Raw genomic sequence first — 21,294 nt, 5'->3', positions numbered from 1 at the left:
GCGTCAGCCTCACCTCGCGGCTCCGGCAAGGGAAGGCCGTCGAGCATGAGACTGCCTCCGGCGCTGGCCACAGGATGTGACCAGCGCCGGAGGCTGGATAGGTGATTCTGGATAGGTGAGGCGTACGGTCAGTGCTTGTCGGCGCAGCACGGGGTCGGGTCGGGCAGCTCGAACGGCCCGATCCGCCCCGGTCCGACCGGAGTGGTGATCAACGTGAGCACTCCGTTGATCCACTGCGGCCGGACGAAGTCCCGGGTCTGCACCGGCGTCTCCGGCTCCGGAACCGCGCCGCCGAGCATGATGACCTGCTCGATCGCGCTGAGTTCGAGCAGCTCCGCGACGGTGAGTGTGCCGACCAGACGGTCGACCCCGGGGTAGCGCACTGCCCGCCCGGACCGGCCGGCCCGGTGTTCGTCGGCGGCGAGCTCCGCCGCCGGGACCAGATCGGCCGGGGTGGCGGGCAGGTCGGGCAGCCCGTCGGGGGCGGCCAGGCTGATCGCCACGTGTGGCCTCGGTGTCCGCACCAGATGGGTGCAGGCGACGAGGTCGGGCAGGTCGGCCACGCCGACGACGTCGTGCAGCCAGTGTTCGGCGGCGGCGTCGTCGGCGTGCCCCAGGCTGATTCCGATGACTGTCACGGCGGTGGCGGTCAGGATGGCAGGACCCAGATCGGGTTGCCGTAGAACCACAGGTCCAGCCACGGGTCGGCGTCGCCGAGCACGTCCATCGCCGGGCCGTGCGGGTCGACCGCCGCACCTATCAGACCGGGCGCGCTGCGGTTGCCGTCGGTGCCGCGGACCCGGACGTACATCGGTCGGTCCACCCGGCCCAGCGGGTAGCTGAACGACACCCGCTTGCGGCCCGGCTGCACCTCGAACGAGGCGGCGACCCGGGTGGTCGGGGCGGTGAAGGCGTCCTGGTCGGTGACCGGTCCGGTGACGTCGCCGACGATCAGGTCCACCCGAGCCAGCTTTGGCACGAACTGCGCCCAGTTCGGCACGGTCGCCAGATCGATGTCGAGGGTCACCACGACCGACGTACCACTCTTGATCTTCAACGTACCGCCGAGGGTAGCACCGGCACCCGGCCGCTGGTCGTTGAGCCGGCGGACCCGCATGCCCAAGCCCCGGATCAGACCGCCGTGGTCGACCCAGACCCGGCCGGCCCGGATGGCGTCCATCACGGCGCGGTAGCCGAACGCCTGCGCGCCGACGTGGGTACGGCTGTACTGGCCCGGCCAGAAGTCACCGGCGGTGGTGATCAGCGGCCCGTACACCGGGTCGTTGTACTTGCCGTTGGCGTTGAAGTCGCTGTCCGGCCCGCGCATCGACGTACCCAGGTAGTTGATGTGCGAGTCGGAGTTGGCGCTGATCCACCACGGCTTGCCCTCGGCGAGCAGGCTGTCCCACAGCCCGCCCACGGTGGAGGTCATCCAGTCGAACCCGCCCCAGGTGCGGTAGCTCTCCAACGGGTAGCCGGGGAACGACGCCGCCGACGGGCTGCCCTCGTAGTAGCCGCGACCACGACCCGGGCCGTTTGGTGCCGGCAGGCTGGAGGCCTGGTGACCGGGCGCGCCCTCCATACCGACCGCCACGGTCGGGTCGGCGTCGCGCCAGGCCCGCACCTCGTGCGGCGAGTCGACGCCCCGCCGGGACGGGTGGTTGGCCAGGAACAGCGCACCGCCGATGCGGCGCCGGCGCACCTCGTCACCGAGGAACTTGATGCCGGCGATGGCGAGCGCCTCGTTGGCCGGGCTCGGGTTGCTGGTGCCGGTCACCGAGCCGTCGTAGTCGGTCTCGAACTGCTTGAGTACGGCGACCTCGTTCGGCCCCGGCTGGACGAAGACCGTGCCGTGCTCGGCGGATGGGATGTTCCACTCCAGGCCCTGGTAGATCAGCAGGTCCTTGATTTCCTTGCGGGTTTCGACGATGTCCGGGTTGACCTTTTCCACGCCGATACGGGAGTGGGTGGCGTTGCCGTGGTCGGTGATGACGATCCAGTCCAGACCGTACGCGCGGGCGTGCTTGGCCTGGTCGACCACCCGGTACATGGCGTCCGAGCTGTACTGGGTGTGGATGTGGTGGTCGCCGGCCAGCCAGACGAACTCGCCGTCGTTGGCCTGGCCACCGCCGGTGCCGCCGCTGTGGTCGTTGGCCGGTGCGGCGTGCGCGGCGTGTCCGCCGGCCAGCACCGACGACGCGGCCGCGCCGGCTCCGAGCAGCCCGGCGTTGCGCAGGAAGGTACGCCGGGACGCCTCGGTCGGCGACAGTTCGGCGTCCGGCACCGACAGGTCGAGCGGTGCCGGTACGTCGGCACCGCTCGCTGCGTGGTCGTGGTGGTGATGGTGGTGGTGGTGTCCCATCCCTGTTCCGCCTCCCAGATCAACTTTTGTCGCGGTCAATCTCGTGGAGGTGGGGAAACAGCAGGCGACGTGCTGCCGTCGTTGCGGCGCACGTGTCGTGAAGGTGTTGCCATGTATGCATCTGTGGCATCTGGCGTGACCTGCTGATCTTTGTGCCGGGGGGTGGCCGGGCCAGGATCAGCCGATCACCGGGCGGAAGACCCCGGCGGCGAGACTGACCGCCAGCGACCCTCCGGCTGCGATCGCGGCACCGGCGACCAGAGCCGCGTCGGCCGCCCCGAACCGTTGCCGCCGGGCGCTGGTCCGGGGGATGCCGGCGTCGAACCCCCGGGCGTCCATCGCGGTGGCCAGCCGGGTGCCCCGGCGGATCGCCAGGACCAGCAGCCCGAAGGCGGTCGCCGCGAACAACCGGAGCCGGCGCACCGGGTTGCGGCCCGCGTCGATGCCCCGGGCCCGGCGGGCCATCGCCAGCAGCTGCCACTCGGCGGCCAGCATCGGCACCAGCCGGAACGCGGCGAGCGCCCCGATCGCGAACCGGGGCGGGGCCTTGACGTTCTGCACCAGGGCGTCGGCCAGGTCGGTCGGGTCGGTGGTGGCGAAGACCAGCACCCCGGGCAGCGCCACGGCCAGCAGGCGCAACGCCAGCCCGAGTGCGGTGACCAGTACGCCGCTGGTGACCAGCACCGGGCCGGCGGCGAGCAGCACCGGGCCGGTCCGTTCGGCGGCGAACAGCGTCAGGGTGACCAGCACACCGGCGGCGCTCAGCAGCAGCGGCGCCATTCGGCGCAGCAGGGCACGGTAGCCCAGCCCGAACAGCGGGACCACGGCGAGCTCGACGGCGATCGCGACGGCCGGCGCCAGCGGGTCCAGGGTGGCCAGCAGCAGCACCGAGAAGACCAGCGCGGCGGCGAGCTTCGCCACCGGGTTGCGGCGGGCCAGCGGCGCCGTCTTCTTGGTGCCGTCCGGTTCGCCGATCACTGGGTCAGCCGCCGGCCGGCTCACAGGGTCAACCGCCGGTCGGCGAGGGCGGCGACGAGGTCGACGTCGTGGGTCACCGTCACGATCCCGTGCCCGGCGTCGCGCAGCTCACCGAGCAGCGCGACCAGTTCGAGCCAGGTGCGCCGGTCCTGGCCGAACGTCGGCTCGTCGAGCACCAGCAGGCGGGGCGCGGTGGCCAGGGCGGTCGCCACACTCAGCCGCCGCGCCTCACCACCGGACAGGGTGTACGGGTTGGCAGCCGCCAACCGGTCCAGCCGCAGCCGGTGCAGCAACTCGTCGACCACCGGCGCGACGGCCGACTCCGGCAGCCCGCAGCGGCGCGGGCCGAGGGCCAGCTCGTCGGCCACCGTGGTGGCAACGAACTGGTGCTCCGGGTTCTGGAACACGTTGCCGATCCGGCGGACCAGCTCCGGTGCCTGCCACCGGTGCGGGGCCGGGCCGACCCGGCCGTCGCCGGTCAACGCGGCGGTGGCCCGGACCGCTCCGTCGGTGGCCGCGACCAGCCCGCCGAGCAGCAGGGCCAGCGTGGTCTTGCCGGCGCCGTTGGGCCCCAGCACGGCCAGTGCCTCGCCGCCGCGTACCGGCACCTCGTCGGCGAGCGGGGCGAGCCGGGGCACCAGCCCGACCCGGTCGGCGATCAGCAGCGGCTCACCGGCCGGGGCGGCGGAACCACCGCGCTGCGGCAACGGCTGGTCCGGCACCCAGACACCGTCGGCGGCCAGTTGCCCGCCGTACCGGTCGAAGATCTCGTCCGGCTTGCCGTCGGCCCGCACGCCGCCACCGGCGGACAGCACCACCACCCGGTCGACCAGCGGCAGCGCCTGCGCCACCCGGTGCTCGACGATCACCAGCGTGGTGTCCCGGTCCCCGTCGAGCGCCCCGGCGACGGCGTCGCGGACCAGGTCGGCGCCGGCCGGGTCGAGGTTCGCGGTCGGTTCGTCCAGCAGCAGCAGACCCGGCCGCAGGGCGAGCGCCCCGGCCAGGGCCAGCCGCTGCTGCTCGCCGCCGGACAGCGCGGCAGTCGGCCGGTCCCGGCCGTAGCGGAAACCGACCCGCGCCAGCGCGGCGTCCACCCGTGGCCAGATCTGCTCGGCCGGCACCCCCCGGTTCTCCAGCCCGAACGCCACGTCGTCGCCGCTGCGCGCCATGACCAGCTGGCTCTGCGGGTCCTGGAAGACGATGCCGACCCGCTCGCGGGCCTTGCGCGGGTCGAGCCCGTCGACGGTGACGGTGCCGGCCTGCTCGCCCGAGTCGGCCGGCAGCAACCCGGCGATCGCCGCCAGCAGCGTGCTCTTGCCGGCCCCCGACGGCCCGAGCAGTAGGACCCGTTCGCCGGCGTCGACGCTCAGCTCGACGTCACGGACCGCCCAGGCCCGGCGGCCGGCGTGCCGCCAGCCGAACCCGCGCAGCTCCAGCCGGCTCACGACCCGGCCGGCCCTGGCCGGGTCACACCGTGGTGCGGTCGCGGCCGGCGGGGAACCGGTCGAGCACCCCGGTGCGGGCCAGTGCCCGGGTCAGCGCCACGCTGCCGGCACCGGCCAGCACGATCGCGCTGACCACAGTGACGATGAAGATCGGAATCCGGAAACTGACCAGGTCGTACGGCGCGTAGTAGCGGATCTGGTCGAAGATCGCCGCGCCGAGCCCGGCGGTGGCCCCGGCGGTCAGCGCCACCGGCAGCCGGAACGAGCGGTACGCCACCGCCAGGAACACCAGCTCGGCACCGACCCCCTGGGCCAGCCCCTGCACGATCACCACGGCACCCCACTGGCTGCCCAACGCCGCCGAGACGACCGCTGCGACCAGCTCGCAGAACAGCGCGGCCCCCGGCTTGCGGATCACCAGCGCGCCGAGCACAGCCGGCACCAGCCACACCCCGTACAGCACTGCCTGAGCGGGCGGGAAGAAGGTGAACGCGGCCTCGGTGGCGGTCCAGATCAGTCCCCACAGCCAGAAGACCACCCCGAACGCGACCGCGATCACCGAGGCGACCACGATGTCGACGGTCCGCCAGCTACGGTCGGCGGGCATAGATTGCTGCGTCATACGTCGCTCCAACTCCCTGCGCTGGCATTACCCAGATCAGGTTCGAGGGTCTGCGGGACTCCCCGCACTCTCAGCGCTGTGTGCGCTCCCCTGTGGGACATCAGGTTGTGCCACTGACGCTAGCACCGGTGGCACCGCACCGACAGTGGTCGAGTCCCGGTGTGGTGGCGGGCACCCCTGCGCGGGTTATCGTGAACTGCCCGCCTTCACACCAGCGAGGGGACCAGCCCGCCGTGACCGCTGCCGATCGCACCGCGACGCGTCGGACGCGCCCAGGCGACGACATCGACTGGGCCGCGCCGGCCGACGACGACCTGCCCGGGTCCGGCGGCGGCGCCGGACCGCCCGGTGGCCCGCGTCCGCCCCGACGCCGACTGTTCGGTGACCGGGTCGGCTCGGTGGAGGTGCTCGCCTTCCTGCTGATCGGGCTGGTGATCTTCCGCGAGCCGTTGGCCAACCTGATCTCCGACCCCCGGCTGCAGACCTGGACCACGGTCTTCGTGTCGGTGATGGTCCAGGCGATGCCGTTCCTGGTCTTCGGGGTGGTGCTCTCCGCGGTGATCGCGGTCTTCGTACCCAGGTCGTTCTGGGCGAAGGCGCTGCCGAAACACCCGGCGCTGGCGGTGCCGGTGGCCAGCGCCGCCGGGGTGGTGTTGCCCGGCTGCGAGTGCGGTTCGGTGCCGATCGCCGGGTCGCTGATCCGGCGGGGCGTCGCGCCGGCCGCCGCGTTGGCCTTCCTGCTCGCCGCCCCGGCGATCAACCCGATCGTGCTGGTGGCCACGGCGGTCGCCTTCCCGAACAACCCCGAGATGGTCGTCGGCCGGGGTGTCGCCAGCCTGCTCGTCGCGGTCGTGATGGGCTGGCTGTGGCTGCGGCTGGGTCGCACCGACTGGATCCGCCTGCCGCACCGCCCCGACCTGGACGACCTGTCCCGGGCGCGGGCGTTCTGGGCGGCGGTCCGGCACGACATCATGCACGCCGGCGGTTTCCTGGTGATCGGCGCGATGGCCGCCGCCAGTATCAACGTGCTGGTGCCGGAGCGCTGGTTGCAGACCCTCGCCGACAATCCGGTGCTGTCCATCCTGGCGCTCGCCGCACTCGCCGTGCTGTTGTCGATCTGCTCCGAGGCGGACGCCTTCGTCGCGGCCTCGTTGTCGCAGTTCTCGCTCACGTCACGGCTGGTCTTCCTGGTCGTCGGCCCGATGGTCGACCTGAAACTTGTCTCGATGCAGGCCGGCACGTTCGGGCGCAGATTCGCGTACCGGTTCGCTCCGGCGACATTCCTGATCGCCATCGTGGTGGCGGTCGCGGTGGGGACGGTGCTGCTGTGAACAAACAGGCTCAAGGTGTGGTGCTGCTGCTGCTCGGTGGCGCGGTGGTCCGGGCCAGCGTCACCGACATGTACCTGCGGTACGTCAAGGAGGCGCTGCAGCCGTTCCTGATCGTCGCCGGCCTGCTGCTGATCGCCGCAGCGGTCATGACGCTCTGGCACGACCTGCGGCGTCGGTCGACACCGGCGCCCGCCGTCGTTGCGCATTCCGGGCACGATGCGCATTCCGGGCCCGGCGACGCCGCCGACGACGGGCATGGCCACGCCCATCACGAGCCGAGGGTGGGCTGGCTGCTGATCCTGCCGGTGCTCGGGCTGCTGCTGGTCGCCCCGCCGGCGCTGGGTTCGTACGCCGTCGCGCAGGCCGGCACCGCGTTGAGCAGCGAGCAGGCATCGTCGGACTATCCGCCGTTGCCGGACGGCGATCCGGCCGAGATCAGCGTGCTCGACTACGCCTCCCGGGCGATCTTCGACGAGGGCCGGTCGCTGGACGGGCGCAACGTACGGCTCACCGGCTTTGTCACCGACGGCCCGGACGGTGAGCCGATGTTGGCCCGGATCGTACTGTCCTGCTGCGCCGCCGACGGCCGGCCGATCAAGGTCGGGATGGACGGCAGCGCTCCGACCGGGCTGCCGGCGGACACCTGGATCGAGGTGGTCGGTCGGTACAGCGACCGGATCGGCACCGACCCGGTGAACGGGGCCAGCATCCCCTATCTGGCGGTCGAGTCGTGGCAGCAGATCGACGCCCCCCGGCAGCAGTACGAGTAGAGGTTTCCCGCTGCGGGGTCCGGGGCACATTGCCGATCGCCGTTCGAGCGTGGGCGGTTCGGCAGGAGGACGAGCGGACGTGGACCGGGAGACTGAGAAGGAACGCTGGCAGCGCAACTTTTCCGATCTTTTGCAGGAGCTGAGGGTCGCCCAGACCGGGGTGCAAATCCTCTTCGCGTTCCTGCTGACCCTGCCGTTCAGCAGCGGTTTCCCCGACACGAACGGGTTCCAACGGGACGTGTACGTGGTGGCGCTGCTGGCGGCGGCGGCCGCCGCCGCGTTGATCATTTCGCCGGTGGCGTTCCACCGGGCGCTCTTCCGACGTGGCCGCAAGCCGGAACTGGTCCGGTTCGCCCACCGGATGGCCAGCGGCGGTCTCAGCCTGATGCTGGTCGCCATGGTCAGCTCGGTGCTGCTGGTCACCGACTTCATCCTGCCCCGACCGGTCGCCTTCGTGCTCAGCGGCCTCACCGGGGTGTGGTTCCTGATCTTCTGGGCGGCCCTGCCCTTCGTGCACCGTGGCTGGCTGGACGGCGACGATGAGGACGAGGACGACGAGGACGAGGACAGCGACGGTGGTGCCGGGCGCGGCGGCCGGTCAGCGTCGGCCACGTAGGCCCAACGCCCGCAGCTCCAACTCCGCCAACGCGTCGGTGACCGCCGGGTCGCCCCGCCGCCACCCAGCGGCGACGTCCGGTCCGAGCGCGGCGATGGTGCCGAGCGGGCGGGTGGTCAGCGCCCGCAACGCCAGCAGATCCGACCCGGCCGGTACGCCGCGCAGTCGGGCCGCCGCGCTCGCCCGCCGGATCCAGCGCACCCGCAACGGCAACCAGCCGAACAGCACCAGACCCAGCGGAAAGACCAGCATCGTGGCGGCCAGCACCAGGGCCAGCTCACCGACCAGGTCCTGCTGCTCCTGCCCGGCGGCGGCGACCGAACGGGCCGCCCCGGCGGCCTGCTCGAACGGCCCGGTCAGCTCGTCGCCGACCAGTGGCACCCGGCCGACCCGGCTGCCGACGTCGGCGAGGTTGTCGGCCAGCCCGGTGCCGGCGTTCTCTAATGTCCGACCAGCGTCGGCCAGCTCACCGACCCGGTCATGCAGCCAGCTGGCGGCACGGATCCACAGGTAGACCCAGACGACGACGATCAGGTCGGTGGCGAGTTGCCGGCCGGCGCGCGGAAAACGGTCGGCGTAGATCTGCATACGCACAGCGTGCCGTACGAGGACCGGAACCGCGTATACGCGGTCACGTCTTCGGGGTACGCCGGGCGGCGCATTTCGGGCAGGTCCCGAAGATCTCCATCGTATGGCTGACTCCGATGTAGCCGTGCTGCGCCGCGATCCGTTCCGCCCAGCTTTCCACCGCCGGCCCGGCCACCTCGACCGCGCTGCCGCACGAGCGGCAGACCAGATGATGGTGGTGGCCCTGGCTGCACCGCCGGTACAGGTGCTCGCCGCCAGGTGGACGCATCACGTCGACCTCGCCGGAGTCGGCCAGCCCCTGCAACGTCCGGTAGACCGTGGTCAGACCGACCCGGTCGCCCCGCTGACGCAGCATGGCGTGCAGCTCCTGGGCGCTGTGGAAGCCGGCGAGCTCGTCGAGGATGGCGCTGACCGCGCTGCGTTGCCGGGTGTTGCGCACCGCCGAGGGCTCTGCGGTGCCGGGCGTGGTGTCTCCAGTCCTCATCAAGGCCTCCGGGACGTGTTCTGACCGGGCCGGTGCCGGCGGCTGCTCACCGGACCTCCCGGGCATGACTGACAGCGTCCGCGACGATATGCGCGACGTGTTCGTCGACCAGCGCGTAAGCGATCTCCCGGCCTCGCCGGGAGCCGTGCACCACGCCTGCGCCCCGCAGCACCCGCAGATGCTGGGACACCAGCGGTTGCGGCGCGCCGAGCTTCTGCACGAGTTCGTGGACACACCGTTCGCCCTGGGCGAGCTCGGTCACGATGGCCACCCGCAGCGGGGCCGAGAGTGCGCGCAGCAACTCGCTGGCGCTCTCGTACCCGTCGTAGCCGTTGGCCATCGTCACCCCGCAACGGTAACCAATACCGGAGGCGGATCGGCAGGCAGGCGGCTCAGCGGTGCTCGTTGCCGGGTCTGTACCAGGTCAGACGGGACGATCCGGGACCATCTCGGCGGGACGGTCCAGGACCACCTCGGGCGGTTCGACCTCGCGGGGCTGCCGGCGGTGGACGGCCAGCGTGCCGGCGCGGCGGCGCAGCAGCCGCCACGTCCCGGCGCCGACGGCGGTGGCCGCGAAGGCAGCGATCGCCAGGATCACGATGGTCGCGCCCATCGCGGTGTCGGCGGTTCCGGCCAGCCACACCCCGCCGCCGGCGGAGGCCGTACCGATGATCATCGCCATCGCCATGGTGCTGCGGAAACCCCGGGTGATCTGCTGGGCGGTCGCCACCGGGACCACCATCAGCGCGCTGACCAGCAGCAGGCCGACCGCCCTCATGGCGATGGTGACGGTCACCGCGGTGGTCACCGCGATCAGCAGGTTGAGGGTGCGCACCGGCAGGCCGGAGACCCGGGCGTACTCCTCGTCGTGACAGATGGCGAACAGCGCCGGCCGCAGCAGCAGCATCGCGGTCAGCACGACTGCGGCCAGCACCACGATCACCCACAGGTCCTCGACCGAGGCGGTGGTGAGCGAGCCGAAGAGGTACGCCATCAGGTTGGCGTTGCTGCGGTCGCCGGCCAGCCCGACCAGCATCACCCCGCCGGCGATGCCGCCGTAGAAGAGCAGGGCCAACGCCATGTCGCCGGAGGTACGCCCGCGTTCGCGCAGCAGCTCGATGGCGACCGCGCCGACTGCGGCGGCGATTACGGCGGTGAGCACCGGGGAGCGGTCCAGCAGCAGACCGACGCCGACGCCGGTCAGCGCCACGTGGCCGACGCCGTCGCCGATCAGCGACATCCGACGCTGCACCAGGTAGATGCCGAGGGCCGGGGCGGCCAGGCCGATGACCAGGGCCCCGATCAGGGCCCGGATCATGAACTCGTACTGGAAGATGCTCATGTGGTCCACATCTGGGCCGGCTCCACCGCGGCGTGCGGGTGGACGTGGTCGTGTCCGGGGTCCGCGTGGTGGCCGGCCGGCGCAGGCACCGCGCCGTCATGCACCACCTCGCCGTGGTGCAGCACCACGGCCCGGTCGATCAGCGGCTGCAGCGGACCGAGCTCGTGGGCGACGAGGAGCACCGTACCGTTGCCGGCCAGGAACGCGCCGAGTGCCCGGGCAAACGCCTCCTGGCTGGCCGCGTCGACCCCGGCGGTGGGTTCGTCGAGCACCAGCAGTTCCGGTTCGCCGGCCAGCGCGCGGGCGATCAGCGTCCGTTGCTGCTGACCGCCAGAGAGCGTGGCCACCGGATCCCGGGACCGGTCGGCGAGGCCGACGGCGCTCAGCGCCGCGGCGACGGCCGTCCGGTCGGCGGCACCGGGCGGTCGCAGTACGCCGCGACGGGCCAGCCGACCGGAGGCGACCACCTCGCCGACGGTGGCCGGTACGCCGCTGCCGGCACCGAGCCGTTGTGGGACGTAGCCGATCCGGTGCCACTGCCGGAACCGCGTCGCCGGCACCCCGAACAGGTGCACCGAGCCGCTGCGCAGCGGCACCAGCCCGAGTGCCGCGCGGATCAGGGTCGACTTGCCGGAACCGTTGGCGCCCAGCAGCGCGACGACCTCACCGCTGGTCACGGTGAGGTCGACGGAGCGCAGGACGGTGCGGTTGTCGTAGCCGACCGCTCCGCGCGATACCTGGACGACGCTGGTGGTCACGAACATCCCAGGGCGGCGGTCAGATTGTTAAGATTGTTGTGCATCACCGAAAAATAGTCTCCGTCGGCGTCTGGCTGCAGTCCCTCGATCGGATCGAGCACTGCAGTCTCGGCACCGGTCTCGTCGGCGATGGTCTCGGCGACGCTCGGGCTGACCAGCGTCTCGAAGAAGATCGTCGTCGCCTGGTGCTCCCGGGCCTCCTCGATCACCTCGGCGAGGCGCTGCGGGGTCGGCTCGTCCTCCGGGCTCAACCCGGTGATCCCGATCTGGTCGAGCTGGTAGCGGGCTGCCAGGTAGCCGAAGGCGGCATGACTGGTGATGATCTCCCGGCGCTCGCAGTCGGCCAGCCGCTCGGCGTACTCGGCGTCCAGGGCCTCCAACTCGGTGCGCAGCGCGGCGGCACGCTCGGTGTAGTCGGCGGCGTGGTCCGGGTCGACGGCGGCGAGACGCTCGGCCAGCGCGTCACCGACGGTGGCGAACCGGGTGGGGTCCAGCCACAGGTGCGGGTCCTTCGCGCCGGTCTCCTCGGCGTGGTCGTCCGCCTCGTCGGCGTGGTCCGCCTCGTCGTCGGCGTGCTCGTCGTCGTCGGCGTGCTCGTCTTCGTCGGCGTGGTCCGCCTCGTCGTCGGCGTGCTCGTCTTCGTCGCCGTGGTCGTGGCTGTGACCACCGTCGGTGGCGTCCAGCAGCGGCTCGACCTCCACCACGTCGAATGCGTGGTCACCGGCCTCCTGCTCGACCGCGGCATCGACGGCGGGCTGGAAGTTACTCAGGTAGACGACCAGGTCCGCGTCGCTGACCTCGCCGACCTGCCGAGGGCTGAGCTCCAGGTCGTGCGGCTCCGCTCCGGGGGGCGCGAGACCGGTAACCGTGACGGCGTCGCCGCCGATCCGTTCGGCCAAAAACTGCAAGGGGTAGAAGGCGGCTACCACGCCGACCGTGGTGTCGCCGGCGGACCCGTCGCCGCCGTCCTGGGCGCAGGCGGCGGTGCTGCCCAGGGCCAGCAGGGCACCTGCGGTGGTGGCGACGGTACGACGGAAGAGGTGGCTGTGCATCAGGCAACTGTCCGTGGCGACGATAATGATTGTCAAAAACGCATGGTTGCATGATTCGCTGCCGCCTGGACGAGCGGTCTGAGCAGGGCTAGAAGATCTTGGCGAGGGCGACCGCCACGAGCAGGGTGAGCGCCACCAGGCGGAACATTCGTCCAGCCGCCGGCACCGCCGGCCAGCTGCTACGTAGCAACCAGACCAGCCCGGCGGCCAACAGCAGCAGCGCCGCCGCGCCGACGATGCCCGGTGCGAAGAGCCCGACCAGGACGAGCGCCAGGGCGGTGAGAAACGCCCCGGTCGGGCTGATCCGCCCGGGGCGGACCGGCGGCGACGGTTGCGTAGGCTGCATCCGACCGACTCTAGTCAGGAGGGGACTCGACGTGCTGGTGGTCAACCGGTTCGCCGTGCCGGAGGCGGACACGCCCGGCTTCGTCGATCGCGCCCGGGCCGCGTTGCGTGCCCTGGCCGGCCGCCCGGGGTACCGGCGCGGCGCACTGACCCGCGCGCTGGAGGACCCGCTCCGCTGGTGCCTGGTCACCGAATGGGAGTCAGTGGGCACCTACCGGCGGGCGCTCGGTTCCTTCGAGGTGAAGGTGGACGCGACGCCGCTGCTCGCCGAATCGCTCGACGAGCCGTCCGCGTACGAGGAACTGGTCACCGCCGGGCCCGGAGAAGAACCCGCAGCCCACACCAGTGACCGGGCGGCGGAGCCGGAACGGTGAGCCGGCGGGCACTACCCTTTGCCCCATGACCGATCCCGGACCGGCGCAACCGCGCCCGCCGTCCGCCGTGCCCGACGAGGCGTCCCCGTGGCAGGCACCCTCGCCGTGGGCTCCGCCGGACCGCCAGCCGCCGCCGCAGCCTGCCGCGACCGGACAGTCTGAGGCCGCACCGGACGCCACGCCGGCTGCTGGCTCGGTGACCCCGGTGCCCGGCCCGGCGACTACGGTGCCTGGTCCGGTGACCCCGGTGCCGGCCGGCCCCGGGGCCGCGCCGCCGTTCGCCGCTCCGCCGGCCGAAGGCCGCACCGCGCGGGTCTGGATCGGGCTGGGCGTCGCGGCACTCGCGCTGCTTCTGTGCTGCGGTGGTGGCACCGTCGCATTGGTCGGACTGATCGTCACCGGCGCCGAAGCGATCGACGAACAGGCCCGGATCGCGGTCGGCGACTACTTCGAAGCGGTGAGTCAGCAGGACTTCGGCGCCGCGTACGACATGCTCTGCGCCGAGGCGCAGAGCCGTGAATCGGCCAGCGAATTCGCCCGACGACTCGCCACGGAGCCGGAGATCACCGCCTACGAGGTCGGTCAGGTCTCGGTCACCAGCCGGATCGTCGTACCGGTGGAGGTCGACTACGCCCAAGGCGGCGAGGACACCCTGCGGGTGTCGCTCAACCAGGACACCGGCACCGGTGAGCTAGAGGTCTGCGGCGTCGAGGGGTAGCCTCCGAACATCTGCCAGATCAGCCCGTCCGCACATCCCCGCCGGCCGCCAGCCGGTGTAGGAGCAGCGCATGCCAGCCGACCGCATCGACGCCGTGGCCAGTCTCGCCCACCGGCGTGGTTTCGCGTTCCCGTCTGGTGAGGTCTACGGCGGCCAACCGGTCGCCTGGGACTACGGGCCACTCGGCGTGGAGCTCAAGGAGCATGTCCGCCGGCAGTGGTGGCGCACGGTGGTGCAGCACCGCGACGACGTCGTCGGCCTCGACGCGGCGGTCATCCAGGCGAGGCCGGTGTTCACTGCGTCCGGCCTGCTCGACGCCTACACCCAGACCCGGGTCCGGTGCCGGGCCTGCGACCTCACCCAACCGCTGGACCGGATCGTCGAGGCGTTCACCGTACGCCGGGAACAGCCGGCTGCCGCACTCGCCGAGCTCGCCTGTCCGAGCTGCGGCAGCCGGGGCAGCCTCACCGACCCGCAGCAGGTCAGCGGCCTGATCGAGGTCTCGCCGGACCGTCCGGGGCCACCACCGGACCGGTACTACCTGCGGCCGGAGGCGGCACCGGGCACCTTCGTGAACTTCGCCAACGTGATGATCGCCGCCCGCAAGAAGCCGCCGTTCGGCATCGCCCAGGTCGGCCGGGTCTTCCGCAACGTCGTCGGCCCCGGCGAGTTCCTGCTGCGCGGTCACGAGCGGGAGCGGATGGAGCTGGAGTACTTCGTCGAGCCCGGAACCGACGACGACTGGCTGGAGTACTGGGCACAGCAGCGGTGGGACTGGTACGTCGACCTGGGTCTCGCGCCACAGCAGTTGCGCCGTACCGAGGTGCCCCTCGCCGGCCTGCCGCAGCATGCCAAGCGGATCGTCGAGATCGAATTCCGGCTCGGTGGTGCCTATCAGGAATTCGTGGTGCTGGAAGGGATCACGAACCGCGCCGACTACGATCTGACCGCCCATGCCAAGCATTCCGGGGCCGACCTTTCCTATTTCGACCAGGACCGGGGTGAGCGGTGGGTGCCGTACGCGATCGAGCCGGCGGCGGACCTCACCGCGACGGTCTTCGCTCTGCTGCTGGCGGCGTACGACGAGGACGAGGCACCGAACACCAAGGGCGGCGTCGACAAGCGGACCGTGCTCCGTCTCGATCCACGGATCGCCCCGGTCAAGGTGGCGGTGCTGCCGCTGTCGCGCAACGCCGACCTCTCGCCGAAGGCACGTGACCTGGGTGCCGCGTTGCGGCGCCGCTGGATGGTCGAGTTCGACGATTCGCAGGCCATCGGTCGCCGCTACCGGCGTCAGGACGAGATCGGTACGCCGTACTGCGTCACGGTCGACTTCGAGACGCTGACCGACGACGCGGTCACCGTGCGGGACCGGGACACCATGGCGCAGCAGCGGGTGTCACTGGACCAGGTCGAGCGGTACCTGCTGGAGCGGTTGCCGCCCAGCTGACCCCCCACCCGGAGCGGTTGCCGACCGGCTGACCCCCACCCGGGTCCGGCGCCGGGTGGGTCCGTGGAATCCTGGACGGCGTGTCTGTCACCGCGTCCCGGCCGGCCGGTGGGTCCGCGCCGGCCCTGCCGCCGCTGCCGCTCGGCCGCCACCAGGTGTGGCCGCCGGTGGTCCTGGCACCGATGGCCGGGATCACCAACGTCGCCTTCCGCCGGTTGTGCCGTGAGCAGGGCGGTGGGCTGTACGTCTGCGAGATGATCACCACGCAGGCGCTGGTCGAGCGCAATCCGAAGACGCTGCGGATGATCGCGTTCGCGCCGTCCGAACGCCCCCGGAGCCTGCAGCTGTACGGGGTCGATCCGCAGGTCACCGCAGCCGCGGTGCGGATCGTGGTGGAACGTGACCTGGCCGATCACATCGACCTGAACTTCGGCTGCCCGGTGCCCAAGGTCACCCGAAAGGGCGGTGGTGCGGCGTTGCCGTGGCGGCACCGGCTGTTCAGCCGGATCGTCGCCGGTGCGGTCCGGGCGGCCGCGCCGGCCGGGGTGCCGGTGACGGTGAAGATGCGCAAGGGCATCGACGACGATCACCTGACGTATCTGGACGCCGGGCTGGCGGCTCAGGAGGCCGGGGTCGCGGCGGTGGCGCTGCACGCCCGTACCGCCGCCCAGCGGTACTCGGGTACCGCCGACTGGGACGCGATCGGCCGGCTCAAGCAGGCGTTGAGCGTGCCGGTGCTCGGCAACGGTGACATCTGGGAGGCCGACGACGCGGTGCGGATGGTGGCGCACACCGCCGCTGACGGGGTCGTCGTCGGCCGGGGCTGTCTGGGCCGGCCGTGGCTGTTCGCCGACCTGTCGGCGGCGTTCGAGGGCGGGTCCGGGCGGACGTTGCCGACCCTGGGCGCGGTCGCCGCCACCATGCGCCGGCACGCCGAGCTGCTGGTCGACTGGTTCGGCACCGGACGCGACGGGCGGGCCGACGCCGAGCGGGACGGCTGCACCGACTTCCGTAAGCACGTGGCCTGGTACCTGAAAGGCTTCCCGGTCGGCGGTGAGCTGCGCCGGGCCCTCGCCATGGTGTCCAGCCTGGCGGAGCTCGACGCGCTGCTGTCCAAGCTCGACCCGGCAGAGCCGTTCCCCCGGCACACGTTGGGCCAGCCGCGGGGCCGGACGAACTCGCCGGGCAAGGTCTTCCTGCCGTACGGGTGGCTGGCCAGCCGGGACGACGATTCCGTCCCGGCCGGGGCGGAGATCGCCGATTCCGGCGGCTGAAACCGGCTGGAACCGGCTGGCGAACCCGTACCGCACACCGCTCGACCGGAGTGATCCAGCACACCGGTGAATGCGCAGAACTGCGCACGGAAGCGCTCCCAGGACGGCATCCGATCGCCACCCGTGTCGTTTCCTGTGCGGCTGGTCACCCACTACTGTCGGCTTGCCTCCCTGGTCGCTTAACCTGCGCCAACCAATGGCCATTGGTGAACCATCGTTCAGCGCCGAACGGCACATGGGAGGCCAACAATGGCGGAATCCGGCGGACCGGGCGACCCGTCCCGGCAGACAGCCCATCACCACAGGTACGTCTACGACTTCACCGAGGGAAACCGCGACCAGCGGGATCTGCTCGGCGGCAAGGGGGCGAACCTGGCCGAGATGACCAACCTCGGCCTGCCGGTCCCACCCGGCTTCACCATCACCACCGAGGCGTGCCGGGCCTACCTGGCGAGCGGCGCGGTACCGCCGGATCTGCCCGACCAGATCGCTGCCGCCCTGGCCCGGCTGGAGCGCCAGCGTGGCAAACGGCTCGGCGACCCGGCCGACCCGCTGCTGGTCTCGGTCCGCTCCGGGGCAAGGTTCTCCATGCCGGGAATGATGGAGACGGTGCTCAACGTGGGCCTCAACGACGAGTGCGTGGCGGGGCTCGCTGCCCAGGCCGGCGGTGACGAACGGTTCGCCTGGGACTCCTACCGTCGGCTGGTCCAGATGTTCGGCCGGACGGTCTGCGGGGTGCCGGGGGAGGAGTTCGACCAGGCGCTGGAGGCGGCCAAGCGGGCCACCGGCTCCGACGACGATCTCGCGCTGGACGCCGACGCGCTGCGTGGACTGGTCCGGGCGTACCAGAAGATCTTTTTCGCGCACACCGGCCGGGACTTCCCGCAGGACCCCCGCGAGCAGCTCGACCTGGCGATCCGGGCGGTCTTCGACTCGTGGAACGCCGAACGGGCGGTGATCTACCGGCGTCAGGAACGGATCCCCACCGAACTCGGCACCGCGGTCAACATGGTCGCGATGGTCTTCGGCAACCTGGGGCCGGACTCCGGCACCGGTGTCGCCTTCACTCGCGACCCGGCCAGCGGTGACCAGGGGGTCTACGGCGACTACCTGGCCAACGCGCAGGGCGAGGACGTTGTCGCCGGGATCCGTAACACGCTGCCGTTGCAGGAGCTGGCCCGGCTCGACCCCCGGTCGTACGGTGAGCTGTTGACCATCATGGCCCGGCTGGAGAACCACTACCGGGATCTGTGCGACATCGAGTTCACCATCGAACGCGGCAAGCTGTGGATGCTGCAGACCCGGGTCGGCAAGCGGACCGCCGCCGCCGCGTTCGTCATCGCCAGCCAGCTGGTCGACGAGGGAATCATCGATCTGGACGAGGCGCTGCACCGGGTCAGCGGGGCGCAGCTGGCGCAGCTGATGTTCCCCTGCTTCGACCTGTCCGACGCGCCGCCGACGATCGCCACCGGGATCGGTGCCTCGCCGGGCGCGGCGGTCGGCAAAGTCGTCTTCGACTCGGCCCGGGCGGTCGAGCTGGCCCGGCAGGGGGAGCAGGCGATTCTGGTCCGGCGGGAGACCAACCCCGACGACCTGCCCGGCATGATCGCCGCGCAGGGCATCCTGACCAGCCGGGGAGGCAAGACCAGCCACGCCGCCGTGGTGGCCCGGGGGATGGGCAAGACCTGCCTGTGCGGGGCCGACGCCCTCGACATCGACGCCGGCGCCGGGCGGTTCATCGTCGGTGACCAGATCATCTCCGAAGGTGACGTGGTGTCGATCGACGGCACCAGCGGCTGCCTGTACCTCGGTGCGGTGCCGGTGCGCCCGTCCGAGGTGGTGCAGTACTTCGAAGGCTCCGTCGACCCGGCGACCACCACCGACCCGCTGGTGCTCGCCGTACACCGGATCCTGTCCCACGCCGACGACCGGCGGCGGCTGACGGTGCGCACGAACGCCGACACCGGCGCGGACGCCGCGCGGGCCCGGCGGTTCGGCGCCGAGGGGATCGGGCTGTGCCGCACCGAGCACATGTTCCTCGGCGACCGCCGGGAGCTGGTGGAGCGGTTGATCCTGGCCCGTGACGAGGCGGAGCGTGCGGCCGCGCTGGACGAACTGCTGCCCCTGCAGCGGGCCGACTTCCGGGAGATCTTCCAGGAGATGGACGGCCTGCCGGTCACCGTACGGCTGATCGATCCGCCGCTGCACGAGTTCCTGCCGTCGCTGGAGGAGCTGGCCGTGTCGGTCGCCCTGGCGCAGGCCCGGGGTCAGGAGGCCGGCCGCGACGCGGCCCTGCTCGCCGCGGTGCGCCGGATGCACGAGCAGAACCCGATGCTCGGGCTCCGTGGCGTGCGGCTCGGCCTGGTCATCCCGGGGTTGTTCGCGATGCAGGTGCGGGCGATCACCGAGGCGGCCGTCGAGTTGGCCGCCGCCGGGCGCGATCCGCGACCGGAGATCATGGTCCCGCTGGTCGGTGCGGTCCAGGAACTGGAGACGGTACGCGCGGAAGCCGACCGGATCATCGCCGAGGTGCTCGGCGACCGGTCGGTCGAGATCCTGATCGGCACCATGATCGAGGTGCCCCGGGCCGCGTTGACCGCCGGTCAGCTCGCCGGATCGGCGCAGTTCTTCTCCTTCGGCACCAACGACCTGACCCAGATGGGCTGGGGATTCTCCCGTGACGACGTGGAGGGCGCGTTCTTCTGGCGCTACCTGGAGCTGGGCATCTTCGGCATCTCGCCGTTCGAGTCGATCGACCGGGACGGGGTGGGCCGGCTGGTGCGGATCGCCGTCGAGGAGGGCCGCGCCGCCCGGCCCGGCCTGAAGATCGGGGTCTGCGGCGAGCATGGCGGCGACCCCGACTCGGTGCACTTTTTCCACGAGGCGGGTCTGGACTACGTGTCCTGCTCGCCGTTCCGGGTGCCGGTGGCCCGGCTGGAGGCCGGCCGGGCGACGGTCGAGTCAACCGGCTCGGACAGCCGCTGACCGGCCGATGGTTCAGGGCGGCCGGGCACCCTGGGGGCGGGAGGGTGCCCGGCCGCTGCCTCGGTCCCCGCCGGCCGGCGTCGGTCAGAACCGGCGGCGCGGTAACGCCGGGTTGTACGGCAGGGTCGCCATCGGGGTGCGGACCGCCAGCGGCGCGTGATTGTCCAGTAGTCCCGGCACCGGTGCCGCGACGTTGCTGGCCGGTTTGCTCCGCAGCAGCTCCCCGATCGACCGCGCCGCCCGGCGGCCGTGCGCGTGCAGCAGGCCCGGATCGGTGCCCGGTCCGGCGAGTACGGCGAGCAGCGCCCGGTCGCCCACCGGGTAGAGGGCGACCTGGCCCCGGCTGCCGTGGATCACGGTCTCCCTCAGGTCACCGTGGCCGGCGGTCATCGCGAACCGTCGCCCCAGGCCGACGCTTGCGGCGGCCAGCGCGGCGATGCTCTCCGCTTCGGCGCTGGCGAGGTCGTGGGTGATCAGCAGGCCGTCCACGCCGGTCAGTACGGAGCCGGTCACATCGGGCACCCGGCGGCGTAGCCCGTTCAGCTCGGTAACGATAGCGGTGTCAGTGTCCACCGGCGGTCTCCTTCACTCGATCGTCCGGTTGGCTGGTCGCCGACCTCGTCCCGAGCGACCCGCCGCAGGCGTACGGGCGGGTGGTGGCCGGGTGGGGAGGGCGACTGCGGTCGGCGCGGCGTCGGCGACGTTGCGCGCCGCGCGACGGTGGGGCGCAGGGTTCCGCCACCGGGCCGGGTGGGGTGCCGGCGGGCCTCGGTCGGTCGATGATCGACACCAGCGGGTTGTCCAATCGTCCGGTCGAGGTAGCAGTGACGATGTGCTCCTGGCACGTTACCGCAGGCGATGTTTCTTTGTGGACCCGTAACCATCGGCAATCGGACAGCAACTGATAACTGATCGGCTATTGCGAACGATCATCAAACTGACTTCGGGTGTTTGGCCCGTCACCCTGCCGGGTCGGTGGTGGTCGCCGTACGGTAGGCCTGGAACCGGGTCCGTACGACCTCAGGAGGTGGCCGGTGGCAAGTCAGTGGGAGAACCTGGTGGTCGACGCCCACGACCCGGCCCGGCTGGCCAGATGGTGGGCGCAGGCGCTCGGCTACCAGATCGTGCACGAGGCGTCGGACGAGGTGGAGATCCGGCGCTCACCGGACCAACTGCCCGGGCTGATCTTCGTTCCGGTGCCGGAGAGCAAGCAGTTGAAGAACCGGCTGCACATCGACCTGCGCCCGACGGATCAGGCAGCGGAGGTCGAGCGGCTGGTCGACATGGGTGCCCGCCGGGTCGACATCGACCAGGGTGACGTCACCTGGATGGTGCTGGCGGATCCGGAGGGCAACGAGTTCTGCGTACTCAGCGGACGTGGCTGAGTGGCCCGCTCCACCGCAGCCTGCAGCAGCAGCAGGAACGTCCGGCCGTCCGGCCCGTCGCCGAACCCCAGCCAGCAGGACTCGGGCCGGCCGTGGGTCTGCCAGCGGGCGGTGACCAGGATGCCGTCCGCCGCCGGCAGGGCCAGCGCCAGCGTGGCCAGTCGTGCCGACCGGGCGTAGCCGTGCGGCGGAGCGTCCCCGGCCGTGACCAGGTGCCGGCCGAGCAGGATGTCTACCCGATGATGACGGCGCGCTGGTCGCGTCGATCCGGTCGGCCCGGTCGAACTGGTCAGACAGCAGGCGCTGGCGGGGGGGGGGGGGGGGGGGGGGGGGGGGGGGGGGGGGGGGGGTGGGCGGGGGGGGGGGGGGGGTTTTTTGTTCCTCTTCTCCTTTTTCCTCCCTTCCCCCCTTTTTT

General features: G+C 71.8%; 22 protein-coding genes and 1 riboswitch. Of the genes, 9 read left to right on the top strand and 13 right to left on the bottom strand.

Annotated features, from left to right (window positions below; all coding sequences use genetic code 11):
- Window positions 1-128 precede the first annotated feature (128 nt).
- The 5 genes from ACXAHD_RS23470 to ACXAHD_RS23450 all read right to left on the bottom strand — a co-directional run bounded on the left by ACXAHD_RS23470 (window position 129) and on the right by ACXAHD_RS23450 (window position 5,407).
- Window positions 129-638, bottom strand: coding sequence for a hypothetical protein (locus tag ACXAHD_RS23470; RefSeq protein WP_281550983.1), 510 nt, complete (start codon window positions 636-638; stop codon window positions 129-131).
- A gap of 11 nt (window positions 639-649) precedes the next feature.
- Window positions 650-2,362 (bottom strand): PHP domain-containing protein, encoded by a 1,713-nt coding sequence (locus ACXAHD_RS23465; protein ID WP_475053188.1) that lies wholly within the window; start codon window positions 2,360-2,362, stop codon window positions 650-652.
- Between the two features lie 177 nt (window positions 2,363-2,539).
- Window positions 2,540-3,340, bottom strand: coding sequence for an energy-coupling factor transporter transmembrane component T family protein (locus ACXAHD_RS23460; RefSeq protein WP_281550981.1), 801 nt, complete (start codon window positions 3,338-3,340; stop codon window positions 2,540-2,542).
- 20 nt (window positions 3,341-3,360) lie between these two features.
- Entirely contained in the window at window positions 3,361-4,785 is a 1,425-nt protein-coding gene (locus ACXAHD_RS23455) for an ABC transporter ATP-binding protein (protein WP_475053187.1), read from the bottom strand.
- Between the two features lie 22 nt (window positions 4,786-4,807).
- The gene (locus ACXAHD_RS23450; protein WP_281550979.1) at window positions 4,808-5,407 is read right to left on the bottom strand and encodes an ECF transporter S component; all 600 of its coding nucleotides are present in this window, start codon (window positions 5,405-5,407) and stop codon (window positions 4,808-4,810) included.
- A riboswitch (TPP riboswitch) is annotated at window positions 5,404-5,509 on the bottom strand. (Overlaps the previous gene by 4 nt.)
- Before the next feature lie 212 nt (window positions 5,510-5,721).
- On the opposite strand from ACXAHD_RS23450, the gene ACXAHD_RS23445 reads away from it, so the two are divergent.
- From ACXAHD_RS23445 to ACXAHD_RS23435, 3 genes are all read left to right on the top strand, one after another.
- Window positions 5,722-6,738: a permease gene (locus ACXAHD_RS23445; protein ID WP_416592874.1), complete on the top strand. Its 1,017-nt coding sequence runs from the start codon at window positions 5,722-5,724 to the stop codon at window positions 6,736-6,738.
- Window positions 6,735-7,508 (top strand): TIGR03943 family putative permease subunit, encoded by a 774-nt coding sequence (locus ACXAHD_RS23440; protein ID WP_281550977.1) that lies wholly within the window; start codon window positions 6,735-6,737, stop codon window positions 7,506-7,508. The genes ACXAHD_RS23445 and ACXAHD_RS23440 overlap by 4 nt, the downstream gene beginning before the upstream one ends.
- 79 nt (window positions 7,509-7,587) lie before the next feature.
- On the top strand, window positions 7,588-8,124 hold the full coding sequence (locus ACXAHD_RS23435; protein ID WP_281550976.1) for a DUF6328 family protein: 537 nt from the start codon (window positions 7,588-7,590) through the stop codon (window positions 8,122-8,124).
- On the opposite strand, the gene ACXAHD_RS23430 is transcribed toward ACXAHD_RS23435, so the two are convergent.
- The 7 genes from ACXAHD_RS23430 to ACXAHD_RS23400 all read right to left on the bottom strand — a co-directional run bounded on the left by ACXAHD_RS23430 (window position 8,107) and on the right by ACXAHD_RS23400 (window position 12,694).
- Entirely contained in the window at window positions 8,107-8,712 is a 606-nt protein-coding gene (locus ACXAHD_RS23430) for a hypothetical protein (RefSeq protein ID WP_281550975.1), read from the bottom strand. The two genes, ACXAHD_RS23435 and ACXAHD_RS23430, sit on opposite strands and share 18 nt — an antisense overlap.
- Before the next feature lie 43 nt (window positions 8,713-8,755).
- Window positions 8,756-9,196 carry a Fur family transcriptional regulator gene (locus tag ACXAHD_RS23425; RefSeq protein ID WP_289213359.1) on the bottom strand — a complete coding sequence of 147 codons (441 nt, stop codon included), beginning with the start codon at window positions 9,194-9,196 and terminating at the stop codon, window positions 8,756-8,758.
- Window positions 9,197-9,242: 46 nt separating this feature from the next.
- On the bottom strand, window positions 9,243-9,536 hold the full coding sequence (locus ACXAHD_RS23420; RefSeq protein ID WP_370461550.1) for an ArsR/SmtB family transcription factor: 294 nt from the start codon (window positions 9,534-9,536) through the stop codon (window positions 9,243-9,245).
- An 84-nt stretch (window positions 9,537-9,620) separates the two neighbouring features.
- The gene (locus ACXAHD_RS23415; protein WP_281550973.1) at window positions 9,621-10,538 is read right to left on the bottom strand and encodes a metal ABC transporter permease; all 918 of its coding nucleotides are present in this window, start codon (window positions 10,536-10,538) and stop codon (window positions 9,621-9,623) included.
- Window positions 10,535-11,302, bottom strand: a complete 768-nt coding sequence (locus ACXAHD_RS23410; RefSeq protein ID WP_475053186.1) for a metal ABC transporter ATP-binding protein — start codon at window positions 11,300-11,302, stop codon at window positions 10,535-10,537. Before ACXAHD_RS23410 ends, ACXAHD_RS23415 begins: the two co-directional genes overlap by 4 nt.
- Window positions 11,293-12,348, bottom strand: a complete 1,056-nt coding sequence (locus ACXAHD_RS23405; RefSeq protein ID WP_281550971.1) for a metal ABC transporter substrate-binding protein — start codon at window positions 12,346-12,348, stop codon at window positions 11,293-11,295. The genes ACXAHD_RS23410 and ACXAHD_RS23405 overlap by 10 nt, the downstream gene beginning before the upstream one ends.
- Window positions 12,349-12,436: 88 nt before the next feature.
- On the bottom strand, window positions 12,437-12,694 hold the full coding sequence (locus tag ACXAHD_RS23400; RefSeq protein WP_281550970.1) for a DUF6703 family protein: 258 nt from the start codon (window positions 12,692-12,694) through the stop codon (window positions 12,437-12,439).
- 31 nt (window positions 12,695-12,725) lie between these two features.
- On the opposite strand from ACXAHD_RS23400, the gene ACXAHD_RS23395 reads away from it, so the two are divergent.
- From ACXAHD_RS23395 to ppdK, 5 genes are all read left to right on the top strand, one after another.
- Entirely contained in the window at window positions 12,726-13,067 is a 342-nt protein-coding gene (locus tag ACXAHD_RS23395) for an antibiotic biosynthesis monooxygenase family protein (RefSeq protein ID WP_281550969.1), read from the top strand.
- A 226-nt stretch (window positions 13,068-13,293) separates the two neighbouring features.
- Window positions 13,294-13,785, top strand: a complete 492-nt coding sequence (locus ACXAHD_RS23390) for an Rv0361 family membrane protein (RefSeq protein WP_475053189.1) — start codon at window positions 13,294-13,296, stop codon at window positions 13,783-13,785.
- 70 nt (window positions 13,786-13,855) lie between these two features.
- A complete protein-coding gene (locus tag ACXAHD_RS23385; RefSeq protein WP_281550968.1) occupies window positions 13,856-15,235 on the top strand; it encodes a glycine--tRNA ligase in 1,380 nt (459 codons plus the stop codon).
- A 125-nt stretch (window positions 15,236-15,360) separates the two neighbouring features.
- Complete coding sequence (gene dusB, locus ACXAHD_RS23380) at window positions 15,361-16,509, top strand: tRNA dihydrouridine synthase DusB (RefSeq protein WP_281555660.1); 1,149 nt, start codon at window positions 15,361-15,363, stop codon at window positions 16,507-16,509.
- Between the two features lie 249 nt (window positions 16,510-16,758).
- Window positions 16,759-19,494 (top strand): pyruvate, phosphate dikinase, encoded by a 2,736-nt coding sequence (gene ppdK, locus ACXAHD_RS23375; protein ID WP_475053182.1) that lies wholly within the window; start codon window positions 16,759-16,761, stop codon window positions 19,492-19,494.
- Between the two features lie 84 nt (window positions 19,495-19,578).
- Here ppdK and ACXAHD_RS23370 read toward each other — a convergent pair whose 3' ends face one another.
- On the bottom strand, window positions 19,579-20,067 hold the full coding sequence (locus ACXAHD_RS23370; RefSeq protein ID WP_289213355.1) for a roadblock/LC7 domain-containing protein: 489 nt from the start codon (window positions 20,065-20,067) through the stop codon (window positions 19,579-19,581).
- A gap of 461 nt (window positions 20,068-20,528) precedes the next feature.
- Here ACXAHD_RS23370 and ACXAHD_RS23365 point away from each other — a divergent pair, with 461 nt between their 5' ends.
- On the top strand, window positions 20,529-20,879 hold the full coding sequence (locus tag ACXAHD_RS23365) for a VOC family protein (RefSeq protein WP_281550965.1): 351 nt from the start codon (window positions 20,529-20,531) through the stop codon (window positions 20,877-20,879).
- The last annotated feature ends 415 nt before the right edge of the window (window positions 20,880-21,294 follow it).

It is taken from the genome of Micromonospora sp. ABR4_055, assembly GCF_056160425.1.
This window is presented reverse-complemented; position numbering and strand designations above follow the sequence as displayed.